Genomic DNA, 23,551 nt, shown 5'->3' with positions numbered 1-23,551 from the left:
TCAGATCGAAACTGAGCGTTGGACTTGCGCAATCGAGGAGAGGATCTTGGCTTCGTGCCTACCGAGTCCCTCGACCTCACCCGCCCGCTTCCCGACGGAGCGACCCTCGCGCCGGACGACTTCGCCGCGCCCGCATCCGCTTCGCCTGCCGCACCCGCTCCGGCCTTCCGCACGCCCCGCCCCGGCAAGGTCTCGCACGGAACCGGCTTCTGGCTCGGAGCGGTCACGTTCCTCGTGATCATGGCCTACACGACCGTGCCGACGACCCTCTGGTCGCTGTACCAGCAGCGCGACGGCTTCACGACCTTCTCGATCACGATCGCCTTCGCCGCCTACGCGGCCGGCGTCGTCGTCAGCCTCTTCCTCGCCGGGCACCTGGGCGACACGCTCGGCCGGCGCCGGCTGCTCATCCCGGCGATCGTGCTCGAGCTCGTCTCGGCCGGCATCTTCCTCGTCTGGCCCGATCTCGCCGGGCTCATCACGGCGCGCGTCGTCTCGGGTCTGGGCATCGGCATGGCGACCGCGACCATGACCGCGCACCTGCTCGACCTGCACCTCGGCTCGCGCCCCGACGCGAGCCCGGTGCGCGGCCAGATCGTCTCCGGCGTCGCCAACCTCGGCGGCTTCGGCGTCGGCGCGGTCGTGGCCGGGATGCTGGCCCAGTGGGCTCCGGGTCCGCTCGTCACGCCGTTCGTCGTCTTCGTCGTGCTGCTGCTGCTCGCCCTGGTCGCCGTGGCCGTCGTGCCCGAGACGGCGCGCATCCCGCACATCCGCGAGCCCTACCGCCCGCAGCGCGTGCGCGTTCCCGCCGGAAGCCGCGGACGCTTCCTGCTCGCCGGCGGCATCGCCTTCGCCGGCTTCGCGGTGCTCGGCCTGTTCACCTCGCTCGTGCCCTCGTTCGTCGGCGGTGAGCTGCACATCGCCTCGCGGGCCGCATCCGGCGCCGTCGTGTTCGCGGCCTTCGCGGCGGCCGCGCTCGCGCAGGTCGCGGTGCGTCCGCTCGGCCTGCGCGCCCAGGTCGGCCTCGGCGTCGCGCTGTTCGTCGTCGGGCTCGCGGTGCTCACGACGGTCGTCGCGACGGGCGGCTCGCTCGTCGCGTTCCTCGTCGGCGGCGTCATCGGCGGCGCCGGCTCGGGCGTGCTGTTCAAGTCGGCGCTCGCCGTGGCCGGATCGCTGGCGGATGCGGCGCACCGCGGCGAGGTGCTCGCCGGCATCTTCCTGCTCGGCTACATCGGCCTGACGATCCCGGTCGTCGGCATCGGCGTTGCGACGCTGTCGGTCTCGCTCGTCGCGGCGCTCACGGGCTTCGCGGCGGTCATCAGCGTGATCGCACTCGCGACAGGCATCCCGCTGGTCGTGGCGCTGGGTCGGGCGGCGCGCGTCAGCGCCTGACCCGTCCCGCGGCCTGCGCCGTCCGGATCTGGGCTAGTGGCCCTCGGGGCGCGGGAGGTTGTCGCGGGCCCAGTCACCGAGCTGGTCGAGCACGGGCACGAGACGGCAGCCGGCCTCGGTGAGGCGGTAGGTGACCGACACGGGCGGGCCCGCATCCACCTGGCGCTCGATCAGGCCGAGTGAGGTCAGGTCGCCGAGGCGGTCGCTGAGCATCGAGTCGCTGATCGCGCCGATGCCGCGGCGCAGCTCGGCGAAGCCGAGCGTCTGGTGGCCGAGCACCGCGAGGATCATGCCGTTCCAGCGCTTGCCGAGAACGCCGAAGGCGCTCACGAGCGCCGCGTCGCAGCGCTGCACATCGCCGGTCTCGCGCAGCGTCTCGAGGCCGGATGCGGGGGCGGTTGCGTCATCGACCCCGGCGGCCGCGGCGCTGTGCGCGCTCGCGGATCGGGTCGTCGACGTGGTGGCCATGCGCCGAGTGTACCTGTGCTACCGTTCCGCGAGTCGCTAGTTTTTCAGAAGCGACACCGGGAAACGAAGCGCACGCGGCAGGCCGCCCGGCGCACGAGCCGATCGAGGAGATCACCCCCATGTCCCTGTTCCGACTGGACGCCAGCATTCGCACCGAGGGCTCCGCGAGCCGCGCGCTCGGCGACATCGTCGAGGCCGAGTGGCGCCGCGAGCACCCCGACGCGACCGTCACCACCCGCCACATCGGCGTCGATCCGGTGCCCGCCACCGCCTGGTCGAACGCGGTGACCGCATCGTGGACCCCCGAGGAGGCGCGCACCGCCGAGCAGAACGAGGCCGTCGCGCTTGCCGCCGAGATCGTCGACGAGCTCGTCGACGCCGAGGCGCTGCTCTTCGCCGTTCCGCTGTACAACTTCGGCCCTTCGCAGCACTTCAAGACCTGGGTCGACCTGGCCATCGCCGACCCGCGCCTCGGGCCGGGCAGCGAGCTGCTCAAGGGCAAGCCCGCCGTCGTCGCCACGGTTCTCGGCGGCAACTACAGCGAGGGCACCCCGCGTGCCGGCTGGGACCACTCCACCGGATGGATCGAGCGCGTGCTCGGCGACGTCTGGGGTCTCGACCTCCAGGTCGTGCAGCGCGAGTTCACCCTCGTCGGCGTCAACCCCGCCCTCGACCAGTTCACCGACCTCGCCAAGGACCTCGCCGACCGCGCCGAGGCGAAGGCGGCCGAGCACGGCCGGTTCCTCGCGGCACGCACCGCGGAGCGTCTCGCGGCCTGAGCCCCGCATCGGGATTCGCACCCGCGATCCCGTTCTCCGTGAGAGTACGCACTTTGCGCCGCGACACGCCGCGTCCGGCCCGCAGACTGCGTACTCTCGCGGAGCCTCGCGGTGAGGTGCTTTCTAGTCCACCTCGCGGTGGACCAACCTCGACATGACGATGGCCGAGCGGGTGTGGTCGACGGTCGGGGCGATGCGCACCTTCTCGAGCGCGTCTTCGAGCGAGGCGATGTCGCGCGAGCGGATGCGCACGATCGCGTCGGCATCGCCGCTGACGGTCGCCGCATCCACGACCTCGGGCACGGCCGAGAGGATGCGCCGCAGCTCGGCCGGAGCCACGGTGCCGCGGCAGAACAGCTCGACGTAGGCCTCGGTTCCGAGTCCGTCGACGGCCGGGTCGACCTGGATCGTGAACGACTGGATGACGCCGTCGACCACGAGCCGGTCGACGCGCCGCTTCACCGCGGACGCCGAGAGGCCCACCTTCTGGCCGATGTCGCCGTACCCGGCGCGGGCGTTCTGTCGCAGCAGATCGATGATCCCGTAGTCGAGGTTGTCCACCGGGACACCCTACGTCGGGCCTCGCGCGGGGCCCGCCCGGCCCGGCGCGCACGACCGTTCCGCGCGCCGCGTCCCGGCAGGGCTCCGCGAGAGTACGTGGATTGCGGGGCGACACGCCGTCGCGCGACGGCGAAGTGCGTACTTTCGCGGAGAAGCTTCGGGACTGTCGGGTCAGACGGAGGCGGAGGCGTCGGCAGCAGAGCGGCGCCGGTGACCGAAGGCCTTCGTGCGCAGGGCGCCGGTGGCGGGGTCGGCATCCACGTCGATGCGGATGCCGTAGACCTCGCTGAGCAGTTCGCCGCGCAGCACCTCGGCGGCGGCGCCGTCGGCGACGACCCGGCCCTCGCTGAGCAGCACGAGCCGGTCGGCCACGACAGCGGCCTGGTCGAGGTCGTGCAGCACGATGCCGACCGTGATGCCGTGCTCGTCGGCGAGCTCGCGCACGAGGTCGATCGTCTCCACCTGGTAGCGCAGGTCGAGGTGATTGGTGGGCTCGTCGAGCAGCAGCACGCCGGTGCGCTGGGCGAGGCTCGTCGCGAGCCAGACGCGCTGCAGCTGGCCGCCGGAGAGCTCGTCGACGCCCGCATCGGCGATGCCGGTCAGCCCGGTGAGTTCGAGCGCCTCCTGCACGGCGGCGGCGCCCTCGGGGTCGGCGGAGCGGATGCGCCCGCGGTGCGGATGCCGCCCGAACTCGACGACCTCGCGCACGCTCAGCCCCGACGGAGCCGGTCGCGACTGCGAGAGCAGCGTGAGGGTGCGCGCGAACTCGCGGCGGGCGAGCGTGTCGAGGGCGCGGCCGTCGTCGAGCGTCATCGCGCCGTGCGTCGGCGCGTGCAGGCGGGCGAGCGCGCGCAGCACGGTCGACTTGCCGCTGCCGTTCGGTCCGATGAGCGCGGTGACCTGCCCGGCCTCGAGGCGCAGGGCGACGTCGTGCACGATCTCGGTGCGTCCGTAGCCGAGGCGCAAGCCCGTCGCGTCGATGCCGAGCCCGGCGCCGGCCCGCCCGGGTGCGTCGGGCGATCGCACCGGGTCGACCGGGTCGACGGATGCGGTGGTCGCGGCCGGGTTCGAGAGGGCCACCCGTCGAGGTTAGTCAACCCTTACCTGGCTGGCGACCGGATGCTGTCTCACCTCGTGAGAACCGGGCGCGGATTCCCTGGCGGCTCCCGGGCGCGCCCGCCAGGATGTGCGCATGCCGAGCAACGCCGCCGGCCCCACCGGCCTGACCGTCAACCCGAAGCCCGCCCGACTCCGCGATGCCGCCGTGCGAGAACCCGCCCGCGAGCGTCGCGCATCCGAGCCCGATCCGACGGCGACGCCGGTCGACGACGTCGCTGCCGATGCCCCCGCCGAGGTCGTCTCGATCCGACCCGAGAGCGACGCAGGCGGCGTCAGCGCGATCCGCAAGACCTTCGCCGCCCTCGAGTTCATCGCCGAACGCGGCGGCGCGAGCGCCCGCGAGGTGTCGCAGGCGCTCGGCATGCCGATGCCGACCGTCTACCGCATCCTCGGCAGCCTGGTCGACAGCGACTACCTCGTGCACCTGAAGAGCGACCGCCGCTTCGAGCTCGGCTACAAGCTGCACCGGCTCGGCGTCTCGCTGCACCGCCAGGTCGGAGTTCCGGCCCAGGTGAAGACCGAGATCGCGCGTCTGCACGAGCGCGCGCAGACCGCCGCCTACTTCGCCGTCTACCGTGGCCCGGACGTGATCGTCGCCTTCGTCGACGACTGCCCCGACCACCGCCGTCTGCAGCCGCTCAACTTCGGCATGCACGAGGCCTCGCACGCGACCGCCTACGGCAAGATCATGCTCGCCGGCATGACCGACGCCCAGCGCGACAGCTACCTCGAGGTGCATCCGCTGACCCCGTTCACGCCGACGACGATCGTCGACCGGGCCGAGCTGGATGCGCGCCTCGACGAGGTCGCGCTCGCCGGCATCGCCTGGGAGCACGAGGAGTTCGTGCCCGGCATGACGTGCGCCGCGATCGCCGTGCGCGACGCCTCGGGCATGATCGTCGGCTCGGCCGCGATCTCGGCGGCATCGACCGACGTCGTGGGCCGCGAGGCGGAGCTCGAGGATGCGCTGCGCCGCACCGCGTCGCAGCTCTCGCGCTGGTTCCGCACCGGCTCGGCCGCCCTCGCGCACTGACGGGTCGCCGGGTCGACTGCACAGTGTCGGCTGAGGCGCGATGCGGTGGCGCACTGTGCCATCGCGGGGCCGCTGAGCCGACATCGTGCGGGGGACCCGGCGGCGAACCGGGCACAGCAGGGGTGGGGCCCCGGAGCCGCAGCTCCGGGGCCCCACCCCTGATCCGGTTGCGACGACCCGCGAGGGTCGTGCGAGTCCGGCTTACTTCGCCTCCCACCACGGGGCGATGACCGCGCGGGCCAGCGTGTGACCCGAGAGGTTGAAGCCCAGGAACGCCGGGGTCGCACCGTGGTCGAGGCCGAGGCTCTCGACATCCACCGCGTGCACGGCCACGAAGTACTGGTGCTTGCCGCTGCCGGCCGGCGGGGCCGCGCCGAGGTAGCGCTGCAGCGAGGCGTCGTTGTTCAGCTGCCAGGCGCCCGGGGGCAGCTGGGCTCCGGTGTCGTCGCCGGCTCCGGCCGCGAGCGAGGTCGTCGTGGCAGGGATGTCGGCGACGGCCCAGTGCCAGAAGCCGCTGCCGGTCGGGGCGGTGGGGTCGTAGACGGTGACGACGAAGCTCTTCGTCTCGGCCGGGAATCCCGACCAGCTCAGCTGCGGCGAGGTGTCGCTGCCGCCGGCGCCGAAGATGCCCGACACCTGGGCGGCGGGCAGCTCCTGCCCGTCGGCGACGTCGGTGCTGGTCAGCTCGAAGCTCGGCACCTCGGCGATCTGGTCGTAGGGGCTGGAGGTGAGGGTGGATGCCATGGCTGGTTCCGGTCCTTTCGTTCGGTTCTGCGGTCGTTCGGTTCGTGAGGTCGGTGAGTCAGGGGTTCGAGGTCGCTCAGATGCCGCCCGACTCCAGCTGCTTCGCGATGTAGTCGGCCTGCCGGATGGCGAGGGCGACGATCGTGAGGGTCGGGTTCGCCGCGGCGGAGGTGGTGAACACCGAGCCGTCGCTGATGAACAGGTTCGGCACGTCGTGCGAGCGGCCCCACGCATCCACGACCCCGTCTTCGGGCCGGGCGCTCATGCGCGCGGTGCCCATGTTGTGGGTCGAGGGATACGGCGGGGTGCGCCAGGTGCGCGTCGCGCCGACGGCGTCGTAGAGGTTCTCGGCGTGCGCGTAGGCGTACTCGCGCATCGCCTTGTCGTTCGGGTGGTCGTCGTAGTGCACGTGCGCGACCGGCAGGCCGTGCTCGTCGAGGGCCGCCGGGTTGAGGGTGACGCGGTTGGTCTCCTGCGGCAGGTCCTCGCCGACGATCCACATTCCGGCGGTGCGGGCGTAGCCGTCGAGGAACGAGGTGAAGTCGCGCCCCCATGATCCGGGCGTGAGGAACTTCGCCAGGAACGCCGGCCCGAGCGAGATCGTCTCCATGTAGTACCCGCCCGAGAAGCCGCGGCCGGTGTCGTGGCGCGACTCGTCGGCGATGATGCCGGCCATCGTCTCGCCGCGGTACATGCGCACCTCGTCGTCGAACTGGGCGTACACCGAGCCGGTCAGGTGGCGCGTGTAGTTGCGGCCGACCTGGCCCGACGAGTTCGCGAGCCCGTCGGGGAACAGCGCGCTCGCGCTGAGCAGCAGCAGGCGCGCGGTCTCGATCGAGTTGCCGGCGACGGCGACGAGCTTGGCCCGCTGCCGGTGCAGGGCGCCGGACTTGTCGAGGTAGAGCACCGCATCCACTCGGCCGTGGCTGTCGTGAGTGATCTGCGCGACGTGGCTGTCGGGGCGCAGATCGAGCAGACCCGTCTCCTGGGCGCGCGGGATCTCGCGCACCAGCGTCGACCACTTGGATCTGTTCTTGTCGCCCTGGAAGTTGAAGCCGTCCTGGATGCTGGCGGGCCGGCCGTCGTACTCCTCGGCGTTCGTCGCATAGGGCCCCGTCGCGTAGTGCTTGTAGCCCACGCGCTCGGCGCCGTTCGCGAACACCTTGTAGTTGTTGTTCGCGGGCAGGGGCTTGCGGCCGTGGCGGTGGGTGGATCCCATCGCCTTCTCGGCCTCGTCGTACCAGGGCGCCAGGTCGGTCAGGTCGATCGGCCAGTCGAGCAGCGAGGCGCCGTCGATGTGGCCGTAGGCGGTGCGCGCCTTGAACTCGTGCGCCTTGAAGCGCGGCGTCGCGCCCGACCAGTGCGTGGTCGTGCCGCCGACGGCCTTGACGATCCAGGCGGGCAGGTTCGGGAAGTCCTGGGCGACCTTCCACGAGCCCGAGTCGGTGCGGTCGCTCGGCCAGGCCATCTGGCCGAAGGCCTCCCACTCGTCGTTCGTGTAGTTGTCGTTCGTCAGGTGCGGGCCGGCCTCGAGCACGACCACGGGGATGCCCCGCTTCGTGAGCTCGTAGGCGAGCGTTCCGCCGCCCGCACCGGATCCGACGATGACGACGGCCTCGTCGTCGTGGCTGATCGCGCTCATATCTGGGCCACCTTCTTGGTCGTGTCGAAGCTCACCTGCAGTCCGGGCACCGGCGGCACGTACTCGACGAGCTCGTCGTCGCCGGCGTACTCCTCGATGCGCGGCTCGGGCAGCCAGTCGAGGTCGTCGAAGCCGCGGTTCACGTAGCCGCCCTTGTCGAAGCTGGGGCCCTCGTAGCCGAGGTGCTGCCACACCTCCGGGTCGCTGTAGAAGCTGACGACGGCGCTGGTCAGCACCGCCTGGAAGAACTCGGTCTGCTCGAGGTGACGCAGGATGCCGCTCAGCGCATCCACGTCGATCGCCTCGACGTCGCCGCCGGTGAGCTGCTGCAGGCTGCGCAGCCCCTCGGCGACGACGGCGGCGCGGCGCGGCGAGGTGGCCGCGGCCTGGTCGCGCAGGGCCTCGGCGCTGCGCAGATAGGGGGCGTCGGGGATGCCGTCGTGCGGGAACACGGCCCGGATGACGCGGGCCAGCTTCCGCAATGCGACGGGGTCGAGCGCGGTCGGGTCGGACATGTCGATCTCCTTCGATCGGGGGTCGTTCGCGGGGTGGTGCGGGAGGCGCGCAGGCTGGTGCGCAGCGTGCGGCGCGAGGGTGGCGCGAGACCGCTCAGAGCCGCTCGGGCACGAGGATGCCGCGGCCGACGAGGCGGCCCGCATCCAGGTCGGCGATCGCATCGTGCGCGGCGGCGAGGTCGTAGACCTGCGTGTGCAGCGTGACCTTGCCCTGAGCCGTGAGGGTCATCAGCTCGACCAGGTCGTTGTAGGTGCCGACGAGGTTGCCGATGATGTTGATCTCGCGCGAGATGATCTCGATCGTGTCGCGCTCGATGCGGCCGCCGTAGCCGATCACGTACTGGTCGCCCTGGTTGCGGATCAGCTCCGACGCCTGGTTCTCGGTGCCGTGCTCGCCCACGTAGTCGAAGAGCACGTGCGCGCCGCCGCCGGTCACGTCCTGCACCTCCGCCGCGACGGCGGTCGGCTCGGTCGCGAGCACGGTGTGGTGGGCGCCGAGCTTCGTCGCCAGCTCGAGGGCCTCCTCCGAGCGGTCGACGACCGTGATCTCGGCGGACGTGATCGCGGCGAGCGCCTGGATGCCGATGTGGCCGAGACCGCCGGCGCCGACCACGACGGCGTGGGTGCCCGGGAAGAGGCGATCGGCCGACTTGCGCACCGCGTGGTAGGCGGTGAGGCCCGCATCCGCGAGCGCCGCGATGTCCTTCGGCTCGAGGCTCGGGTCGAGCTTCACGACCGCGCGGGCGTTCGTCTTGAGCAGCTGCGCCCATCCGCCGTCGACGTTGATGCCGGGGAAGGTCGCGTTCTCGCAGTGCGAGTCCTGGCCGACGCGGCAGGCGGCGCAGAGGCCGCAGCTCGTCAGCGGGTGCATGATCACGGTGTCGCCGGGGGCGACGTTGGTGACGGCGCTGCCGACCTCGCGCACCCGGCCGGCGTTCTCGTGCCCGAGCACGTAGGGCAGGTCGGGGTGCTGGATCGGCTCCCACTGGCCCTCGATGATGTGCAGGTCGGTGCGGCACAGGCCGGCGGCGCCGACATCCACGATCACGTCCCAGGGGCCGGTGATCGTCGGTTCGGGGATGCTGTCGAGCGTCGGGAGCTCGTTGTAGCTGTGGAGTCGGACGGCCTTCATGGTCGGCGCCTTTCTGCTCGCGTCGTCGGGAACTGCGACGAGCTTGCGTCGGGGCGCACGGGTGCGGCGAGGGGGCGTCTCACATGGTGAAAACGGCCGGGGTGGCGCCCTGCGGACGCGGCGTCAGCGGGGGAGGAGGTACCCGCGCAGGAAGTCGTCGAAGGCCGTCTCGAGGTCGAAGTCCGGGTCGAGCAGCCACTGCTGCTGCAGGCCGTCCATGACGGCGGGGATGACGCGCGAGGCCTGCACGACATCCAGATCGCCGCGGATCGTGCCGTCTTCCTGACCGGCGACGAGCGCGGGGATGACGCCGCGCGCGTTCTCGGCGTAGCGGATGCGGAACGCGGCGTGCGCGGGGTGCTCGTCGTCGGTCGCCTCGGCCGACACGATCGTGTAGAGCGACGAGAGTCCGGGTTCGGCGCGCACGGCGCCCATCACGGCGCGGAACTGCTCGATGAGATTGCGTTCGCTGACGTCGCCGGCGGCCGTGCGCACCCGCTCGTCGCGCTCGTCGAGCACCGCCTGGAACAGCGACTCCTTGTCGCCGAAGTGGTGCAGGATGCCGGGCACCGTCATCCCCACGCCGCGCGCGATCTCCCTCAGCGAGCCGGAGTGGAAGCCGCGGCGGGCGAACACGTGCACGGCCTGGTCGAGGATCTGCCGCCGGCGCTCCTCGGTCTTGCGGTACGGGCCGCGCGGGCCGCGGGGGTGCGCGGGAGCGGACTCGGCGGTCGGCTCGACGGTCGGCTCGGAGGCCGCGCTGCCCGCGCGCTCCGCTCCGCTCTCTCCCGTGTCGTCCACGCCCATATGATGACGCATCCCTCGCCCGTCGCTCACCCCCGCGCATCCTGTGCCCGGGCTGAATCCCTACAGGGTGTCAGGTATTCGCGCTAGGGTCGAGAGCATGAGCACCGACGGCGCCGTCACCTTCCCTCCCGGCTTCCTGTGGGGAGCATCCACCGCCGCCCACCAGGTCGAGGGCAACAACCTCAACTCCGACTGGTGGTACCGCGAGCACGGGCACTTCGGCGCCCCCGTCGCCGAGCCGAGCCTCGACGCCGCCGACAGCTACCACCGCTACCCCGAGGACATGCGCCTGCTGGCGGATGCCGGGCTCACCTCCTACCGCTTCAGCGTCGAGTGGGCGCGCATCGAGCCCGAGCCCGGCGTCATCAGCCGCGCCGAGATCGACCACTACCGCCGAATGGTCGGCACCGCCCGCGAGCTCGGACTCGAGCCGATGGTCACGCTGCACCACTTCACCAACCCGATCTGGCACGGACGCAACGGCGGATGGGCGGCCGACGACGCCGTCGACCGCTTCGTCCGCTACGTCGAGGCCGTGCTGCCGGTGCTCGACGACGTGTCGCTGGTCTGCACGATCAACGAGCCGAACATGGTGTCGGTGCTCGCCGATCCCACCGTCGCCTTCCCCGGGGCCGGCCTGCCGCCGGGCGTGCCCGGCGTGACCGAGAAGCTCATCGAGGGCCACCACCGCGCCGTCGAGATCGTGCGCGGATACGGCGCGAAGGCCGGCTGGACCGTCGCCACCCAGGCCTACCAGCCCGATCCCGGTGCCGAGGCCGTGCGCGACGAGTACGCCTGGTCGCGCGAAGACGTCTTCATCGACGCCGCCAAGAACGACGACTGGATCGGCATCCAGGCCTACACGCGCACCCGCATCGCCGCCGACGGACCCGTGCCGTGGCCGGCCGAAGTCGAGAAGACGCTGACCGGCTGGGAGTACTACCCGCCGGCGATCGGCGACGGCATCGCCAACTCGCGCCGCTGGGCGCCCGGCGTGCCCGTCTACATCACCGAGAACGGCATCGCCACGGCCGACGACAGCCGCCGCATCGACTACACGCGCGGTGCGCTGACCGCCGTGCGCGAGCAGATGGATGCCGGCAGCGAGGTGCGCGGGTACCTGCACTGGAGCGCGCTCGACAACTACGAGTGGGGCACCTACAAGGCGACCTTCGGCCTCATCGGCTGGGACCGGGAGACGTTCGAGCGCACGCCGAAGCCGTCGCTCGCCTGGCTCGGCGAGGTCGCGAAGGCGCAGGCGCTGCCGGTCGACTGACGTTCGACCGCATCCTCTCGACGGGCTCGGCGCTGCGGCGCCGGGCCCGCTCGACGTGCACATCCGACCGCGTGCGACACCCCCGAACTCCGGCGACGCGCACGCCCGATAGGGTTGCTCGGGCTTCTATCCGAGAGGGATGCGCAACACATGTCGATCTTCGTCTGGGTGATCTCCGGACTCCTGTGCCTGGCCTACCTCGCCGCCGGCGGCTTCAAGACCTTCGGACCCGACGCGCGCATCTACGCCGCCTTCCCGTGGGCGAAGCAGGTCGGCATGGCCAGCACCCGCATCATCGGCGCGCTCGAACTGCTCGGCGCGCTCGGCCTGATCCTGCCGGTGCTGCTCGGCATGGCGCAGATCCTCACCCCGATCGCCGCCCTCGGGCTCGTCGCGGTGCAGATCGCCGCCATGACCTTCCACATCCAGCGCCGCGAGTTCCAGGCCCTGCCGGTGAACGTCGTCATGCTGCTGCTCGCCGCGGTCATCGCGGTGCTGCGCTTTCTCGGGTACTGACGCCGCGCCGTCTCCTGCCCGGCGGGCGTCGCGCGAACTAGCGTGAGGGTATGACGCGGGATGCCGAGACCTCCGTTCTGACCGACGAGCTGCTGCAGCGCATCCGCTCGCGCGCCGCCGGCTACGACCGCGACAACGCCTTCTTCGCCGAGGACCTCGACGAGCTGCGCGAGGCGGGCTACCTGCGTCCGCGCTCGCTGCTCGCGACGATCCGCGACCAGCGTCGGCTCGGCGCGCACGCCCCGGCGACCGCCCTCGCGATCAACATGCACCTGGTGTGGACGGGCGTCGCCCGCATCCTCGCCGCCCGCGGAGATCGCAGCCTCGACTGGGTGCTGGCGGAGGCCGAGGCCGGCGAGCTGTTCGCCTTCGCGATCAGCGAGCCCGGCAACGACCTCGTGCTGTGGGACTCGGCGACGCGGGCGGAGCCGGTGGTGGGCTCGGTCACGTCGGCGGGCGAGGGCGGATGGGCGTTCACCGGCACCAAGGTCTTCACCTCGCTCGCGCCCGCGTGGACCCGGCTCGGCGTCTTCGGCCGGGCGGAGGAGGCGCCGGGCGGCGACTGGCCCGACGGCGGAACGGGTCCGCGCCTCGTGCACGGCTTCCTCACTCGCGACACCCCCGGCTGGCGGCACCTCGACGACTGGGACACCCTCGGCATGCGCGCCACGCAGAGCCGCACGACCGTGCTCGAGGGCGCCGTCGTTCCGCCGGAGCGGGTGTCGCGCATCCTGCCGGTCGGGCCGAATCCCGACCCCTTCGTCTTCGCCGTGTTCGCGAGCTTCCTGCTGTCGATCGGCTCGGTCTACGCCGGGATCGCCGACCGCGCGCTCGAGCTCGGCGTCGAGGCGGTGCAGCGCCGCACGAGCCGCCGCACCGGGCTCGCGCTCTCGCAGGATCCCGACCTGCGCTGGCGGCTGGCGGATGCAGCGCTCGCCCTCGACGCGTTGCGCCCTGACCTCGAGACGCTCGCGGCCGACGTCGACGGGCTCGTCGATCACGGGGCGCAGTGGTTCCGCCGGCTGACCGGGGCGAAGCACCGCGCGACCGAGACGGCGCGGGTCGTCGTCGATCACGCGCTACGCGTCGCGGGCGGTTCCGGCTACGCGGCGGGTGGCGAGCTCGCGCGACTGCAGCGCGACGTGCTCGCCGGCATCTACCACCCGAGCGACCCCGAGTCGGTGCGCCAGACGGTCGCCGCGAACCTGCTCGGACCGCTGGAACCGTAGGCGGGTCGGTGCGTGCGGCGCGCGCGGCGTCGCGGAGTCGCGGCGCAGTGGTGCGGCAGTGGCACCGGATCCGCGCCGCCCGCGCTCCCGCTGCTGCCCTGGTGCGGCACCCGTCGTCGTGACGATGAGGTGATCGGTCCGGGGGCTCAGCCGACCGGCGTGACGCGCGCGACCGGGATGGCCCGGTCGGTCTTCTTCTCGTATTCGCCGAAGCCGGGCGAGCGCCGCACGATCTCGGCGTAGGCCGCATCCCGCTCCGCGCTGTCGAGAACCGTCGCCCGCGCATCCACCGTCTGCACCGCGCCGTCGCGGCCGAACTCGACGCGCACGTCGGGGTTCGCGGTGAGGTTGTGGAACCAGGCGGGATGCGCGTCGGCCCCCGCTGCGGACGCGACGACCAGCCAGCCGGCGTCGGCGGCCGAGTCGTCGACACCGCCCGCGGTCGCGTCGAAGGAGTCGGCCGGGAACGCCGCGACCGGATGCACGCGGGCCTCGCCCGAGCGCGCGCCGACGGTGTGCAGCAGCACGAGTCCGTCGCCGAAGCCGTAGGTGGAGACGTGACCGCCGTTCGCGCGGAACTCGTCGATGATGCCGTCGTTGAAGCTCACGGGCCCACTCTGGCACTCCGGCCGCGCGGGCCGCTGGGCGCGGAATCCTGCGCGCGACGGCCGACGGTGCGGTCTCGAGCCCGGGCGCAGCGCGCCGGGGTCGAGCTCGCCGCTGCCGCTCTAGCGGGGCGCCGATACTGATCGGGGAGGCGCGGATACTGCCTTGGCGAGACGGGGATACTGCTCTGGCGAGACGGGGATACTGCTCTGGCGAGACGGGGCCTAGCGGGCGGGCGCCAACCGTGCTCGCACGGGACGCGAATACTGCTCTGACAGGACGCGGATACTGCTCCGGCAGGGGTCCGACGCCGCAGGCGCGGTCGCTGACGCCGCTCGCCAGTATCCGCGACCGACGCCGGTCGCTCGCCAGTATCCGCGGCGGACCGGGGCCACTCACCAGAATCCGCGGCGGACCCGCGCCGACGGGCCCGCGTCAGCTCCCCGGCATCCACCCCTCTTCGCGCAGCCAGCGCTCGCACGCCTCCGTCCAGTGCACCGCGTCGCCGGCGAAGCGCTCGCCGGTGCCGAGTCCGATGCCGTGCGGTCCGTGCGGGTAGACGTGCAGCGCGTGCGGCACCCCGGCGGCGGCGAGCGCCCGACCCAGGCGGTACGAGTGCCCGACCGGAACCACCGCATCCTCGGCCGTGTGCCAGACGAACGCGGGTGGGGCGCCCGGCGTCACCAGCTTCTCGAGCGAGGTGGATGCGCGCAGCTCGTCCGAGGCATCCGGCCCGAGCAGCTCGCGGCGCGAGCCGCCGTGCGTCTTCGTGACCATCGACACGACCGGGTAGCTGAGGATCGCGAAGTCGGGCCTCCCCAGCGGCGACGGGTCGGAACCGGCGCCCGGACCGTCGAGCGGCGCGTAGGCCGCGTGCCCTGCGGCGTGCCCGCCGGCCGAGAAGCCGAGCACACCGACCCGCTCGACCTTCGACTCGCGCACGCGGCGGATCTCGGCGCGCACCGCATCCAGCACGCCCGGATGCCGCGTCGACACCGGGTACAGGAACACCGACGCCGGCATGCCGATGCCCGCCAGCCAGTCGACGACCGGCTGCCCTTCGTGCGGGGCGTGGTGCGCGTAGCCGCCGCCGGGCAGCACGATGACGTGGGTCGAGGGAGTCGAGGTCGCGGCCATCGACCCAGTCTGGCGCTGCGGTCGTGGTGCGAGCTGGGTCAGCGTGCTGCCGGCGCGGCGCGGCGCGGCGCGTGCGGCGCGGTGCCGGCGCGGCGCGGTGCGGCGGGGTGCGGGGCGGCGCGTGGATCGCGCAGACCGGCCGTCGACGTGGGTGGCGAGACCGCGCGCGGCGGCAGGCGCAGGCCGACGCGCGGCGGCCTGCTCGCGGCTGGGCTGCTCGCGATCGCCCGGGCCGGGGCGTCAGGGGGTGAACATCTCTCCGAAACCTGCCCGGCGGCGCCACGCGCGTGGGAAGGTGAGCGCATGAGCCCCCGGCCCGTCCTGTTCATCGGCGACAGCATCACCGACGCGGGCCGCCGAGACGAGCCTGAAGGGCTCGGCGACGGATGGGTGCGACGCGTGCACGAGGTGCTGCGCGAGCGCGGAGACGACCGGCCGGTGCTCAACCGCGGCGTGAGCGGAGACCGCGTGATCGACCTCGCGCATCGCTGGCAGTCCGACGCGATCGAGCCCGACCCCGAGCTGCTCACGGTCTACGTCGGCGTCAACGACACCTGGCGGCGCTTCGACAGCGGGCTCGAGACCTCCGCCGGCGAGTTCGAGTCGGTCTACGCGGGCCTGCTGCGCGACTCGATCGCCCACGGGCATCCCGCGCTGGTGCTCGTCGAGCCGTTCCTCGTGCCGGTCACGCCCGAGCAGGAGGAGTGGATGCCCGACCTCGACGGCAAGCGCGACGCCGTCGACCGGCTCGCCGGCGAGTTCGACGCGGTTTTCGTGCCGCTGCAGGCGGTGCTCGGCGTTGCCGCGCGCGTGCACGGTCCGGAGGCGATCGCGGCGGACGGCGTGCACCCGACCGCCCTCGGCGCCGAGCTGATCGCCGAGGCGTGGCTCGCCGCGGTCGGCATGGGGCCGCGCGCCGCCGACTGACGGGGCGGCACTCGACGGCGGACCCGGCACCACGCTCGGCGGCGCACCGCCTCCGCGCATGCGAGCGTGAATAGGCTTCACGCGTGAAGATCGCGGTGCTCGGCGGGCTGCGCATCGAGCACGCCGGCGCCGCGGTGACCGTGTCGGGGTCGATGCAGCTCGCGCTGCTGTTCCGGCTGGCCGCGGATGCCGGCACGGCCGTCAGCTACCGCGCGCTCGCCGAGGACCTCTGGCCGATCGACACCCCCGAGAATCCGCGCGGCGCCCTGCAGTCGATCGTGTCGCGGCTGCGCACGCAGCTGCCCGCCGCATCCATCGAGTCGACGACCGGCGGGTACCGGCTCGCGCTCGCCCGGGCGGATGTCGACGCCCTCGTCTTCCAGGATCTGGTCGCCGCCGCGGTCGCTGCGCCCGATCCCGCCGACACCGTGCGGCTCGCATCCGCGGCTCTCGCGCTCTGGCGGGGCGAGCCGTGGCTGCCGACGCCCGACTTCGACTGGTTCGCGCGCGATCTGCTCGCCGATCGCACCACCGCGCTCGAGCTCGGCGGGCGGATGCCGGGAGCGATCCCGGCCGGGGTGGATGCGGCGCTCGCGCCGGTCCCGCCCGCTTCGTCCGGCGCCGGCGTGCACGGAGACGTTCCAGAACGGGTGCCGGCGCGCAGTGCTGGACGCGCCCCGGTCTCCGACGCGTCCGTGCCCGACGCCGCGCCCGCCTCTGCCGCGCCTGCCGCGCCCCGGGCCGCCGCGCCCCGGGCCGCCGCGACCCCGGCTGCCGCACCCCTCCCGCTCATCCCGACCCCGCTCACCCCGCTGATCGGGCGCGACGCCGAGCTCGTCTCCGTCGCCGCGCAGCTCGCGGCGAATCGGCTGGTGACGATCGTCGGTCCGGGCGGCGCGGGCAAGACCCGGCTCGCGATCGAGGCGGCACGGGCGCACACCGCGGGATCGGCATCGGCATCGGCCGCGGCATCCGCATCCGGCCCCGGTCCGACCGCGCTGGTCGTCGAGCTCGCCCCGGTGTCGGCCCCCGACATCTGGCCCGCGATCCTCGCCGCGACCGGCCGCGATCTGCGCAGCGCCGAGAACCAGCCCGACACGACGCCGACCCGCGACCGCGTGCGCCAGGCGCTCACCGGGCGTCCGACGCTACTCGTGCTCGACAACACCGAGCACCTGCTGGATGTGGCGGCCGAGGCCGCGATCACGCTGCTGTCGGCGCTGCCCGAGCTGCGCATCCTCGTCACCAGCCGTGAGCCGCTCGGCGCTCCGGGGGAGGCGTTCGTGACGCTGGGGCCGCTCGCGCATCCCGATGCGGCCCGCCTCGCCGGCGAGCTCGCGAGCGACCCGGGTCGGCTGCGTGAGTTCCCGGCGATCGACCTCTTCCGGCAGCGCGCCCGGGCCGCGCGCGGGGCCGAGCTCGACCCGGCCGAACTCGCCGTCGCCGCGCGCGTCTGCCTGCACCTCGACGGGCTGCCGCTCGCCCTCGAGCTCGCGGCCGCGAAGCTGCGCACGATGACCGTCGACGAGGTGCTCGCCGGTCTCGAAGACCGGTTCGCGCTGCTCTCCGGCCCCGGACGCGGCGCCCTGCCGCGCCACCAGACGCTCCGCGCCGCGATCGACTGGAGCTGGAGCCTGCTCGACGACGACGAGCGTCGCGCGCTGACGCTGCTCGCGGTGTTCCCGGCGGGACTCGCGGTGGTGGATGCGCGGGCCGCGGTGAGCGGGTCGGCGACCGACTCCGCGTCCGCGGCATCCGACGCCCTCGCCCTCCCCGCCCCCGCCGTCTTCGACGCCCTCGTCGACAAGTCGCTCGTGCAGCGGGCCCGCGGGCGGTTCCGCACGCTCGAGACGATCCGCGAATACGGTCTCGCGCATCTCGTCGACGAGGGCCGCGAGCGTGCGGCGCGGGACGCTCAGGCCGCGTTCGCGCTCGATGCGGCGGCGGCCCACGATTCCCTGCTGCGGGGTCCGCGCATCCTCGAGACCATCGCGTGGTTCGACGCCGAGCACGACAACCTGATCGGCGCGCTGCGGCATCTCGTCGCGACCGAGCAGGCCGAGGCGGCGGTCGAGCTGCTCGGCGCCTGCAGCTGGTACTGGATGATGCGCGACCGCAACGCCGAGGCGGCCGAGTGGATGACCTCCGTCGCCCCGCTCGCCGCCCGGGTCGAGGGCGAGCTCGCGACGATCGTCGCCGCGGCCGGGCGGGTGATCGAGGTGTTCCTGAAGCTCGGCCCGACGGAGGAGCCGGATGTGATCGCCGCGCTGCTCGGTGCGCTGGGCCCGGCGGCCGAGCTGCGCCCGCACGCCGGTCAGTCGCCGGTCGTGCAGGTGGTCGCGTCGTTCATCCTCATGCTCAGTCGCATCGAGCCCGGGTCGGAGTGGCGCACCGAGCTGCGCGGCATCGACGGCGACGAGCTCGGACTCGACCCCTGGCCGACCGCGCTGCTGCTCGTCGTCGACGCCTCGCTCGCGCACAACCGCGGCGACGTCGACCAGCTCGGCCGCGTGACCGAGCGGGCGCTCGGCATGCTCAGCGAGATCGGCGACCTGTGGTCGATCGCGGTGGCGCAGCAGATGCGCGCCGAGTGGCTCGCGCTGGTCGGGCGTCTCGACGAGGCGCTCGAGGTGACGGATGCGTCGACCGAGAACCTGCGCCGCATCACCTCGGAGGCCGACCTGGCGCAGCAGCAGGATCTGGCCGTGCGCATCCTCGCTCGTCAGGGCCGACTCGATGAGGCCCGGGTCCGCGCCGAGCAGGTGCTCGACGAGACGCTCGCCGGCGGGGTGCGGCGCGCGATCACGCAGGCTGCGGCGTCGGCGACGATCGCCGCGGCGCAGCAGGGGGATGCGGTCGCGGCCGCCGCCTTCGCCGCCCACCTCGACGACGAGAGCGACGAGACCCTGGCCCCGTTCGCGCAGCTGGCCGCGGCGAAGTCGGTCGCCCGCACGCACCTCACGCTGCTGCAGGGCGATGTCGCCGCGGCCGATGACCACGCACGCGCTGCGCTGCGCTCGGCGCTCGACAGCCGCGACCTGCCCGTGATCGCCCAGACCGCCGTCGCGGTCGCCCGGGTCTGTCTGGCCCGCGGCGACGCGGAGCTCGCGTCCCGCCTGCTGCTGGCGGCGGATGCGGCGCGCGGCATCCCCGACGAGCTCGACCCCTGGGTGCGCGAGGTGCGCGCGGCCCTCCGCGAGCGTGGCCTCGAGCCGCCCGCCGGTGCGCTCGCGGATCCCGCCGACCCCGCCGCGGCGTCGGCCGCCGCCGTCGATCCGGCCGCGCTGCGCGCTGCTGCCGCCCGCGAGCTCACGTGCCTCCCCGAATTGCTCGCCCCCTGACCCGACCCGGCCCGGCCGTGCCCGTACCCACCTCGCCGGTCGCCCTCGCACCGCTCGAGGTCCCGCTCGCGATCGAGTGGCCAGAGATGCACACGACCCGCCGCATCCGACCCGCATTTCTGGCCACTCGATGGCCTGGCTGCGTCGTGGCCCGTTCCGGGGACTCGCCTCGGGCGGATGCGCGGGGTAGCGTCGCTCGACCGACTCGCGTGGCGGGTTGCGAGAGGACCCGATGGACGAGCTGAACGACGAGACGATCGCCCACCTGAAATGGGTGCAGGCGTTGACCGCCGACGCGCGATCCGAGATGGAGAAGCAGATCCTCGCCGAGCTCGCAGCGGTCGGCATCGTCGACCCGATCCGCGGTGACCGGGACCCGCTCCTCCAGAACATCGGCAACACTCGCCTGCTCGCGATCCGCTCGATCGATGTGGTGGCACCGTGGCTTCTCCGCGCCGTCGACGAGCAGGACGAGGTCGCTGGTGCGATCGTGTTGCTTCTTCAATGGGCACCACCGCGGCGCGCCCCGGAGATCTTCGACCTGCTCGTCGAAGCGTGGGATCGGTTGGGCCCGACCGTGAAGCGAAGCGGGGCCGCGCTGACCCGTGAGAGCGTCGGATCTTCGCTCTATCGCCTCGCGCCCGACTCGCGCTTCGCCCGCCTTCTCGAGCTCATCCAGGCTCCCGACACCGGCATCGACGCCTACTTCCTCTACGGGGCCCTGGGCCGTATGAAGAGCCACCGAGCGGAGGCGATCGACGTCCTCGTCGCCGCCTGCGCGACCGCGGAGTTCCGCTGGATCGCGCTCGATGCGCTCGCAAAGCTGCGCGCCGAGGAGGCGCGGCCCGAGTTCGAGCGTGACGTCCGCGAGGGGGACTGGGAGGAGCGCCGCCGAGCGAAGCGCGCCCTCGCGCGCATCGACAAGGTTGCGGCGCGCGGCGCGTGACCGGCCGCGTACCGCGCCACCGTTCCGACAGCGATCTGCGCCAGCTGCGGGAAGGAATGCGCGCGCTGGCGAGTGAACTCGGGTGGAGCCACAGTGAGGATGTCGCTGACGGCTGGGGACTGACCGAGGTGCCACTGGTGCAGATCGAGGTGTCGAGGATCCGGTCGATCAGGCTCTGGCTCGGCGGTGATGAGATCTACCTCGAGGCGCGCGGCGCGGGGCGGAACGGTCAGGGCATCGAGCTCTCGGAGAGCGTCGCCGACGCATCCGTCGAACTGATCCTCGAACTGGCCCGGGCCCTCGCGGTGCAGCCGTGGGATGGATCCGCAGGACAGTCGGCAGTGCGCGTCAAGGATCGGCACTACCTCTTCTTCGTGGACGAAGCGTCCATCCCGGTCGACGCCGATGACCTCTGGGCGGCCTCGGCAGATAGTACGTCGGGACCGGCGGAACTCCCGCTCAGAACTCGGGTGGTCTTCAATGCGAAGCTGCTGGTCGTCTTGGCGCTGATCTGGATCGCCGTGATCGCCTACGTCTTCATCCGGGTCTGGTCCGACGGTGGGCCGGAGCGAGGGTCGGTCGGAGCCGAAGTGCCCGAGGGCATCTGGTGGACGCTGGGCGGCGGGGCTGTGGCGATACTCACGGTCTGGGGCCTGATCGAAGTGCTTCTGACGATTCGCCGGCGAGCTCGGGAGTGGACGACGTCGACTCGACGGTGAGGGGTCGCAAGACGCGTCAGGGGCAGCCGAAACGGCGACTCCTGACGCGATTCGCGACCCCTCACGAGATCCGGCGTCACACCTTCCGGCGGTAGGCCCACATCGCGAGCGGGAAGAACACCGCGACCAGGGCGACGCACCAGCCGAGCACCCAGAGCAGCTCGGTTCCGAGCGACGAGCCAGGGGCCATGTACTGCGTGCCCGAGAGCAGCCCGCGCATCGCCTCGATCACGTGGGTGACGGGGTTGACCGCGACCCACCCCTGCAGCCAGCTCGGCAGGGTGGAGGCCGGCACGAAGGTCGACGAGCCGAAGGTCAGCGGGAAGGTGATGAGGAATGAGAGGCCCTGCACCGCGCCCGACGACCGGGCGAGCATGCCGATGAACACCGACACCCAGCACAGGCAGACCGCGAAGAGCACCATCAGCAGGATGCCGCCCGCCGCCGACAGCGGATCGGTGTGGAAGCGGAAGCCGATCAGCACGCCGAACAGCAGCGTCACGCCGACGGCGATCGCGTGCCGCACGATGTCGCCGAGCACGGCCCCGAACAGGGGAGCGGAGCGGGCGATCGGCAGCGAGCGGAAGCGGTCGAAGACGCCCTTCTCGATGTCGGTGTTGAGGTTCACGCCGATCGTGAGCGAGGTGAACATGACCGTCTGCACGATGATGCCGGGCAGCACGAACGGCAGGTAGTTGCTGGTGTTGCCGGCGATCGCGCCGCCGAAGACGAACACGAACAGCACCGTCATGATGATCGGCTGCAGCGTCACGTCGAGGAACTGCTCCGGCTTGCGGAACATCTTCGTGACCGAGCGCTGCGCCAGGATGAGCGAGTCGCGCATCACGCGGCCTCCCCTTCGTTCGTGGTGGTCGAGATGTCGCCGGCGTCGCCCGCCGACTCGAGCGAGCTGGTGGATGCGGGGCCGGTCGAGCCTGCCGAGCCGGCCGAGCCGCCCTGCCCCCGCTGGCCGGTGAGCGAGTAGAAGACCTCGTCGAGGCTCGGCAGCCGCAGCGAGAACTCGACGACCGGCACCCCCTCGGCGGCGAGCGCCTGCACGGTCGCAGGCAGCACCGCATCCCCGCTGACCGGAACCGACACGAGGTCGCCGCCGATCATCTCGGGCTCGCGGGTGCCGACGCGGGCGAGCACCTGCTGCGCGGCGGCGAGGTCGGCCGGATGCGCGACGCGCACCTCGAGCGTCTGCCCGCCGACCTGGCGCTTGAGGCCCTGCGGGGTGTCGTGGGCGATGACGCGGCCGTGGTCGATCACGGTGATCTCCTCGGCGAGGGCGTCGGCCTCCTCCAGGTACTGCGTCGTGAGCAGCACCGTGGTGCCCTGCTTCACGAGCACGCGCACCATGTCCCACACGTCGTCGCGCTTGGCGGGGTCGAGTCCGGTGGTGGGCTCGTCGAGGTAGACGACGCTGGGCCGGCCGATGAGGGAGGCGGCGAGGTCGAGGCGTCGCCGCATCCCGCCCGAGTAGGTCTTCGAGGTGCGGCCGCCGGCCTCGGTCAGGTCGAACTCGGTCAGCAGCTCGTCGGCGCGGGCGCGCGCGGCGCGGCGGTCGAGGCCGAGCAGCCGGCCGATCATCACGAGGTTCTGCAGGCCGGTGAGGTCTTCATCCACGCTGGCGTACTGGCCGGTGAGGCCGATCGCGCGGCGCACCTCCTTGGGCTCGCGCACGACGTCGTGGCCGGCGACGCGGGCGGTGCCCTCGTCGGGGCGCAGCAGGGTGGCGAGGATGCGGACGGCGGTGGTCTTGCCGGCGCCGTTCGGTCCGAGCACGCCGAGCACGCGCCCCTCGTCGACCTCGAGGTCGATGCCGGCGAGGGCCTGCGTCGTTCCGAAGCGCTTGGTGAGGCCGTGAGCCTCGATTGCCTTGGTCATGGCGACAGCGTGCTCCGGGGGCGCTGTCACCCCGCTGTCACGCGCTGTCAGCGCCTGTCAGGTCCCGCTCCCGAGACCTGACGGCGCTGCGCCGGCGGCCGTCAGTCGTGCTTCGGCAGCTCCTGCACGGCCCACGAGTTGCCGTCGGGGTCGCTGAAGAAGACGAAGCGGCCCCAGCCGAGATCCTCCACACCGCGAGCTTCGACGCCGCGCGCGGTCAGATCGGCGAGCGCCTGGTCGGCCGAGTCGACGACGACCTGCAGCGCGTGCAGGGAGCCGGGCTGCATCTCGCTCACGCCGCGGCCGAAGGCGATCGACGCCGCCGAGCCGGGCGGAGTGACCTGGATGAAGTGGGTCTTCTCATCCACTTCGACATCCCAGTCGACGCTCCAGCCGAGTGTCGTGCCGTAGAACTCGCGGGAGCGGTTCAGATCGGCGACCGGGACCTGGATCAGTTCGATGCGGTACTCCACCATGGCGACCTCCTCGTCGTGCTGCGCACGCTACGCGCGACCGCCGACATCCGGCGGGCGGAGACTCACACCGGCGAACGGGCGACCGTACCTCGATTGTCGGGTCCGCCGAACGGAGGACAGTACCCGTACCCCCGAGAACTGGGGACACGTCACGGGGTGAAAGGTGCTCGAAACCGATGTCGTGCGCCCATAGGCTCGAGACGCGCGGTGGGGGACCGCACTCCGAACGGCTCCCCGACGCCCTGTGCCGCCGGGTCTCGTCTCGAATCGAGAGCCGCCAGCGTTCGGGAACCTGC

At 72.6% G+C, this 23,551-nt stretch carries 23 protein-coding genes; 10 read left to right on the top strand and 13 right to left on the bottom strand.

The features are described 5' to 3' along the window. Positions 1–54: 54 nt before the first annotated feature. Positions 55–1,392: an MFS transporter gene (locus tag BJ979_RS02370; RefSeq protein WP_218853417.1), complete on the top strand. Its 1,338-nt coding sequence runs from the start codon at positions 55–57 to the stop codon at positions 1,390–1,392. Positions 1,393–1,425: 33 nt separating this feature from the next. Here the strand turns inward: BJ979_RS02370 and BJ979_RS02365 are convergent, their stop codons facing one another. Further along, positions 1,426–1,860, bottom strand: coding sequence for a winged helix-turn-helix transcriptional regulator (locus tag BJ979_RS02365; RefSeq protein WP_179564816.1), 435 nt, complete (start codon positions 1,858–1,860; stop codon positions 1,426–1,428). Between the two features lie 119 nt (positions 1,861–1,979). Here BJ979_RS02365 and BJ979_RS02360 point away from each other — a divergent pair, with 119 nt between their 5' ends. After that, on the top strand, positions 1,980–2,639 hold the full coding sequence (locus tag BJ979_RS02360) for an FMN-dependent NADH-azoreductase (RefSeq protein WP_179564814.1): 660 nt from the start codon (positions 1,980–1,982) through the stop codon (positions 2,637–2,639). 123 nt (positions 2,640–2,762) lie between these two features. On the opposite strand, the gene BJ979_RS02355 is transcribed toward BJ979_RS02360, so the two are convergent. Then, positions 2,763–3,200: an Lrp/AsnC family transcriptional regulator gene (locus tag BJ979_RS02355; protein WP_179564812.1), complete on the bottom strand. Its 438-nt coding sequence runs from the start codon at positions 3,198–3,200 to the stop codon at positions 2,763–2,765. Between the two features lie 171 nt (positions 3,201–3,371). Further along, entirely contained in the window at positions 3,372–4,166 is a 795-nt protein-coding gene (locus BJ979_RS02350) for an ABC transporter ATP-binding protein (protein ID WP_218853560.1), read from the bottom strand. Between the two features lie 226 nt (positions 4,167–4,392). On the opposite strand from BJ979_RS02350, the gene BJ979_RS02345 reads away from it, so the two are divergent. Next, positions 4,393–5,352 carry an IclR family transcriptional regulator gene (locus tag BJ979_RS02345; protein WP_179564808.1) on the top strand — a complete coding sequence of 320 codons (960 nt, stop codon included), beginning with the start codon at positions 4,393–4,395 and terminating at the stop codon, positions 5,350–5,352. Between the two features lie 201 nt (positions 5,353–5,553). On the opposite strand, the gene BJ979_RS02340 is transcribed toward BJ979_RS02345, so the two are convergent. The 5 genes from BJ979_RS02340 to BJ979_RS02320 form a co-directional block, all read right to left on the bottom strand. Next, positions 5,554–6,096 carry a YbhB/YbcL family Raf kinase inhibitor-like protein gene (locus BJ979_RS02340; protein WP_179564806.1) on the bottom strand — a complete coding sequence of 181 codons (543 nt, stop codon included), beginning with the start codon at positions 6,094–6,096 and terminating at the stop codon, positions 5,554–5,556. A 76-nt stretch (positions 6,097–6,172) separates the two neighbouring features. Continuing rightward, entirely contained in the window at positions 6,173–7,738 is a 1,566-nt protein-coding gene (locus tag BJ979_RS02335; protein WP_179564804.1) for a GMC family oxidoreductase, read from the bottom strand. Beyond that, the gene (locus BJ979_RS02330; RefSeq protein WP_179564802.1) at positions 7,735–8,253 is read right to left on the bottom strand and encodes a hypothetical protein; all 519 of its coding nucleotides are present in this window, start codon (positions 8,251–8,253) and stop codon (positions 7,735–7,737) included. Before BJ979_RS02330 ends, BJ979_RS02335 begins: the two co-directional genes overlap by 4 nt. Before the next feature lie 94 nt (positions 8,254–8,347). After that, positions 8,348–9,385: an NAD(P)-dependent alcohol dehydrogenase gene (locus tag BJ979_RS02325; RefSeq protein ID WP_179564800.1), complete on the bottom strand. Its 1,038-nt coding sequence runs from the start codon at positions 9,383–9,385 to the stop codon at positions 8,348–8,350. 123 nt (positions 9,386–9,508) lie between these two features. Further along, a complete protein-coding gene (locus BJ979_RS02320) occupies positions 9,509–10,186 on the bottom strand; it encodes a TetR/AcrR family transcriptional regulator (RefSeq protein WP_343046567.1) in 678 nt (225 codons plus the stop codon). Between the two features lie 103 nt (positions 10,187–10,289). Between BJ979_RS02320 and BJ979_RS02315 the strand changes: the two genes are divergently transcribed. From BJ979_RS02315 to BJ979_RS02305, 3 genes are all read left to right on the top strand, one after another. Beyond that, positions 10,290–11,468 carry a glycoside hydrolase family 1 protein gene (locus BJ979_RS02315; protein ID WP_179564798.1) on the top strand — a complete coding sequence of 393 codons (1,179 nt, stop codon included), beginning with the start codon at positions 10,290–10,292 and terminating at the stop codon, positions 11,466–11,468. Positions 11,469–11,618: 150 nt separating this feature from the next. Next, a complete protein-coding gene (locus tag BJ979_RS02310; protein ID WP_179564796.1) occupies positions 11,619–11,984 on the top strand; it encodes a DoxX family protein in 366 nt (121 codons plus the stop codon). Positions 11,985–12,034: 50 nt separating this feature from the next. Further along, complete coding sequence (locus BJ979_RS02305; RefSeq protein WP_179564794.1) at positions 12,035–13,213, top strand: acyl-CoA dehydrogenase family protein; 1,179 nt, start codon at positions 12,035–12,037, stop codon at positions 13,211–13,213. 146 nt (positions 13,214–13,359) lie between these two features. Here BJ979_RS02305 and BJ979_RS02300 read toward each other — a convergent pair whose 3' ends face one another. Both BJ979_RS02300 and BJ979_RS02295 read right to left on the bottom strand, forming a co-directional pair. Next, the gene (locus BJ979_RS02300) at positions 13,360–13,821 is read right to left on the bottom strand and encodes a nitroreductase family deazaflavin-dependent oxidoreductase (protein ID WP_179564792.1); all 462 of its coding nucleotides are present in this window, start codon (positions 13,819–13,821) and stop codon (positions 13,360–13,362) included. A 433-nt stretch (positions 13,822–14,254) separates the two neighbouring features. Beyond that, entirely contained in the window at positions 14,255–14,956 is a 702-nt protein-coding gene (locus BJ979_RS02295; RefSeq protein WP_179564790.1) for an alpha/beta hydrolase, read from the bottom strand. A 303-nt stretch (positions 14,957–15,259) separates the two neighbouring features. Here BJ979_RS02295 and BJ979_RS02290 point away from each other — a divergent pair, with 303 nt between their 5' ends. From BJ979_RS02290 to BJ979_RS02275, 4 genes are all read left to right on the top strand, one after another. After that, on the top strand, positions 15,260–15,883 hold the full coding sequence (locus BJ979_RS02290) for an SGNH/GDSL hydrolase family protein (protein ID WP_179564788.1): 624 nt from the start codon (positions 15,260–15,262) through the stop codon (positions 15,881–15,883). 83 nt (positions 15,884–15,966) lie between these two features. Then, positions 15,967–19,224, top strand: a complete 3,258-nt coding sequence (locus BJ979_RS02285; RefSeq protein WP_179564786.1) for an AfsR/SARP family transcriptional regulator — start codon at positions 15,967–15,969, stop codon at positions 19,222–19,224. A 232-nt stretch (positions 19,225–19,456) separates the two neighbouring features. After that, positions 19,457–20,170 carry a hypothetical protein gene (locus BJ979_RS02280; protein ID WP_179564784.1) on the top strand — a complete coding sequence of 238 codons (714 nt, stop codon included), beginning with the start codon at positions 19,457–19,459 and terminating at the stop codon, positions 20,168–20,170. Next, positions 20,167–20,889: a hypothetical protein gene (locus BJ979_RS02275; protein ID WP_179564782.1), complete on the top strand. Its 723-nt coding sequence runs from the start codon at positions 20,167–20,169 to the stop codon at positions 20,887–20,889. Before BJ979_RS02280 ends, BJ979_RS02275 begins: the two co-directional genes overlap by 4 nt. Before the next feature lie 76 nt (positions 20,890–20,965). Here BJ979_RS02275 and BJ979_RS02270 read toward each other — a convergent pair whose 3' ends face one another. The 3 genes from BJ979_RS02270 to BJ979_RS02260 form a co-directional block, all read right to left on the bottom strand. Beyond that, complete coding sequence (locus BJ979_RS02270; protein ID WP_179569931.1) at positions 20,966–21,733, bottom strand: ABC transporter permease; 768 nt, start codon at positions 21,731–21,733, stop codon at positions 20,966–20,968. Then, positions 21,733–22,779 carry an ATP-binding cassette domain-containing protein gene (locus BJ979_RS02265; protein WP_179564780.1) on the bottom strand — a complete coding sequence of 349 codons (1,047 nt, stop codon included), beginning with the start codon at positions 22,777–22,779 and terminating at the stop codon, positions 21,733–21,735. Before BJ979_RS02265 ends, BJ979_RS02270 begins: the two co-directional genes overlap by 1 nt. 101 nt (positions 22,780–22,880) lie before the next feature. Further along, positions 22,881–23,255: a glyoxalase superfamily protein gene (locus BJ979_RS02260; RefSeq protein WP_218853415.1), complete on the bottom strand. Its 375-nt coding sequence runs from the start codon at positions 23,253–23,255 to the stop codon at positions 22,881–22,883. Between the last annotated feature and the right edge of the window lie 296 nt (positions 23,256–23,551).

Origin of the sequence: Schumannella luteola (assembly GCF_013408685.1) — a bacterium.
In the GTDB taxonomy this organism is placed as follows: Bacteria; Actinomycetota; Actinomycetes; order Actinomycetales; family Microbacteriaceae; genus Schumannella; species Schumannella luteola.
Note: the sequence above shows the minus strand (reverse complement) of the source record. Positions and strands in the feature narration are given on the sequence as shown.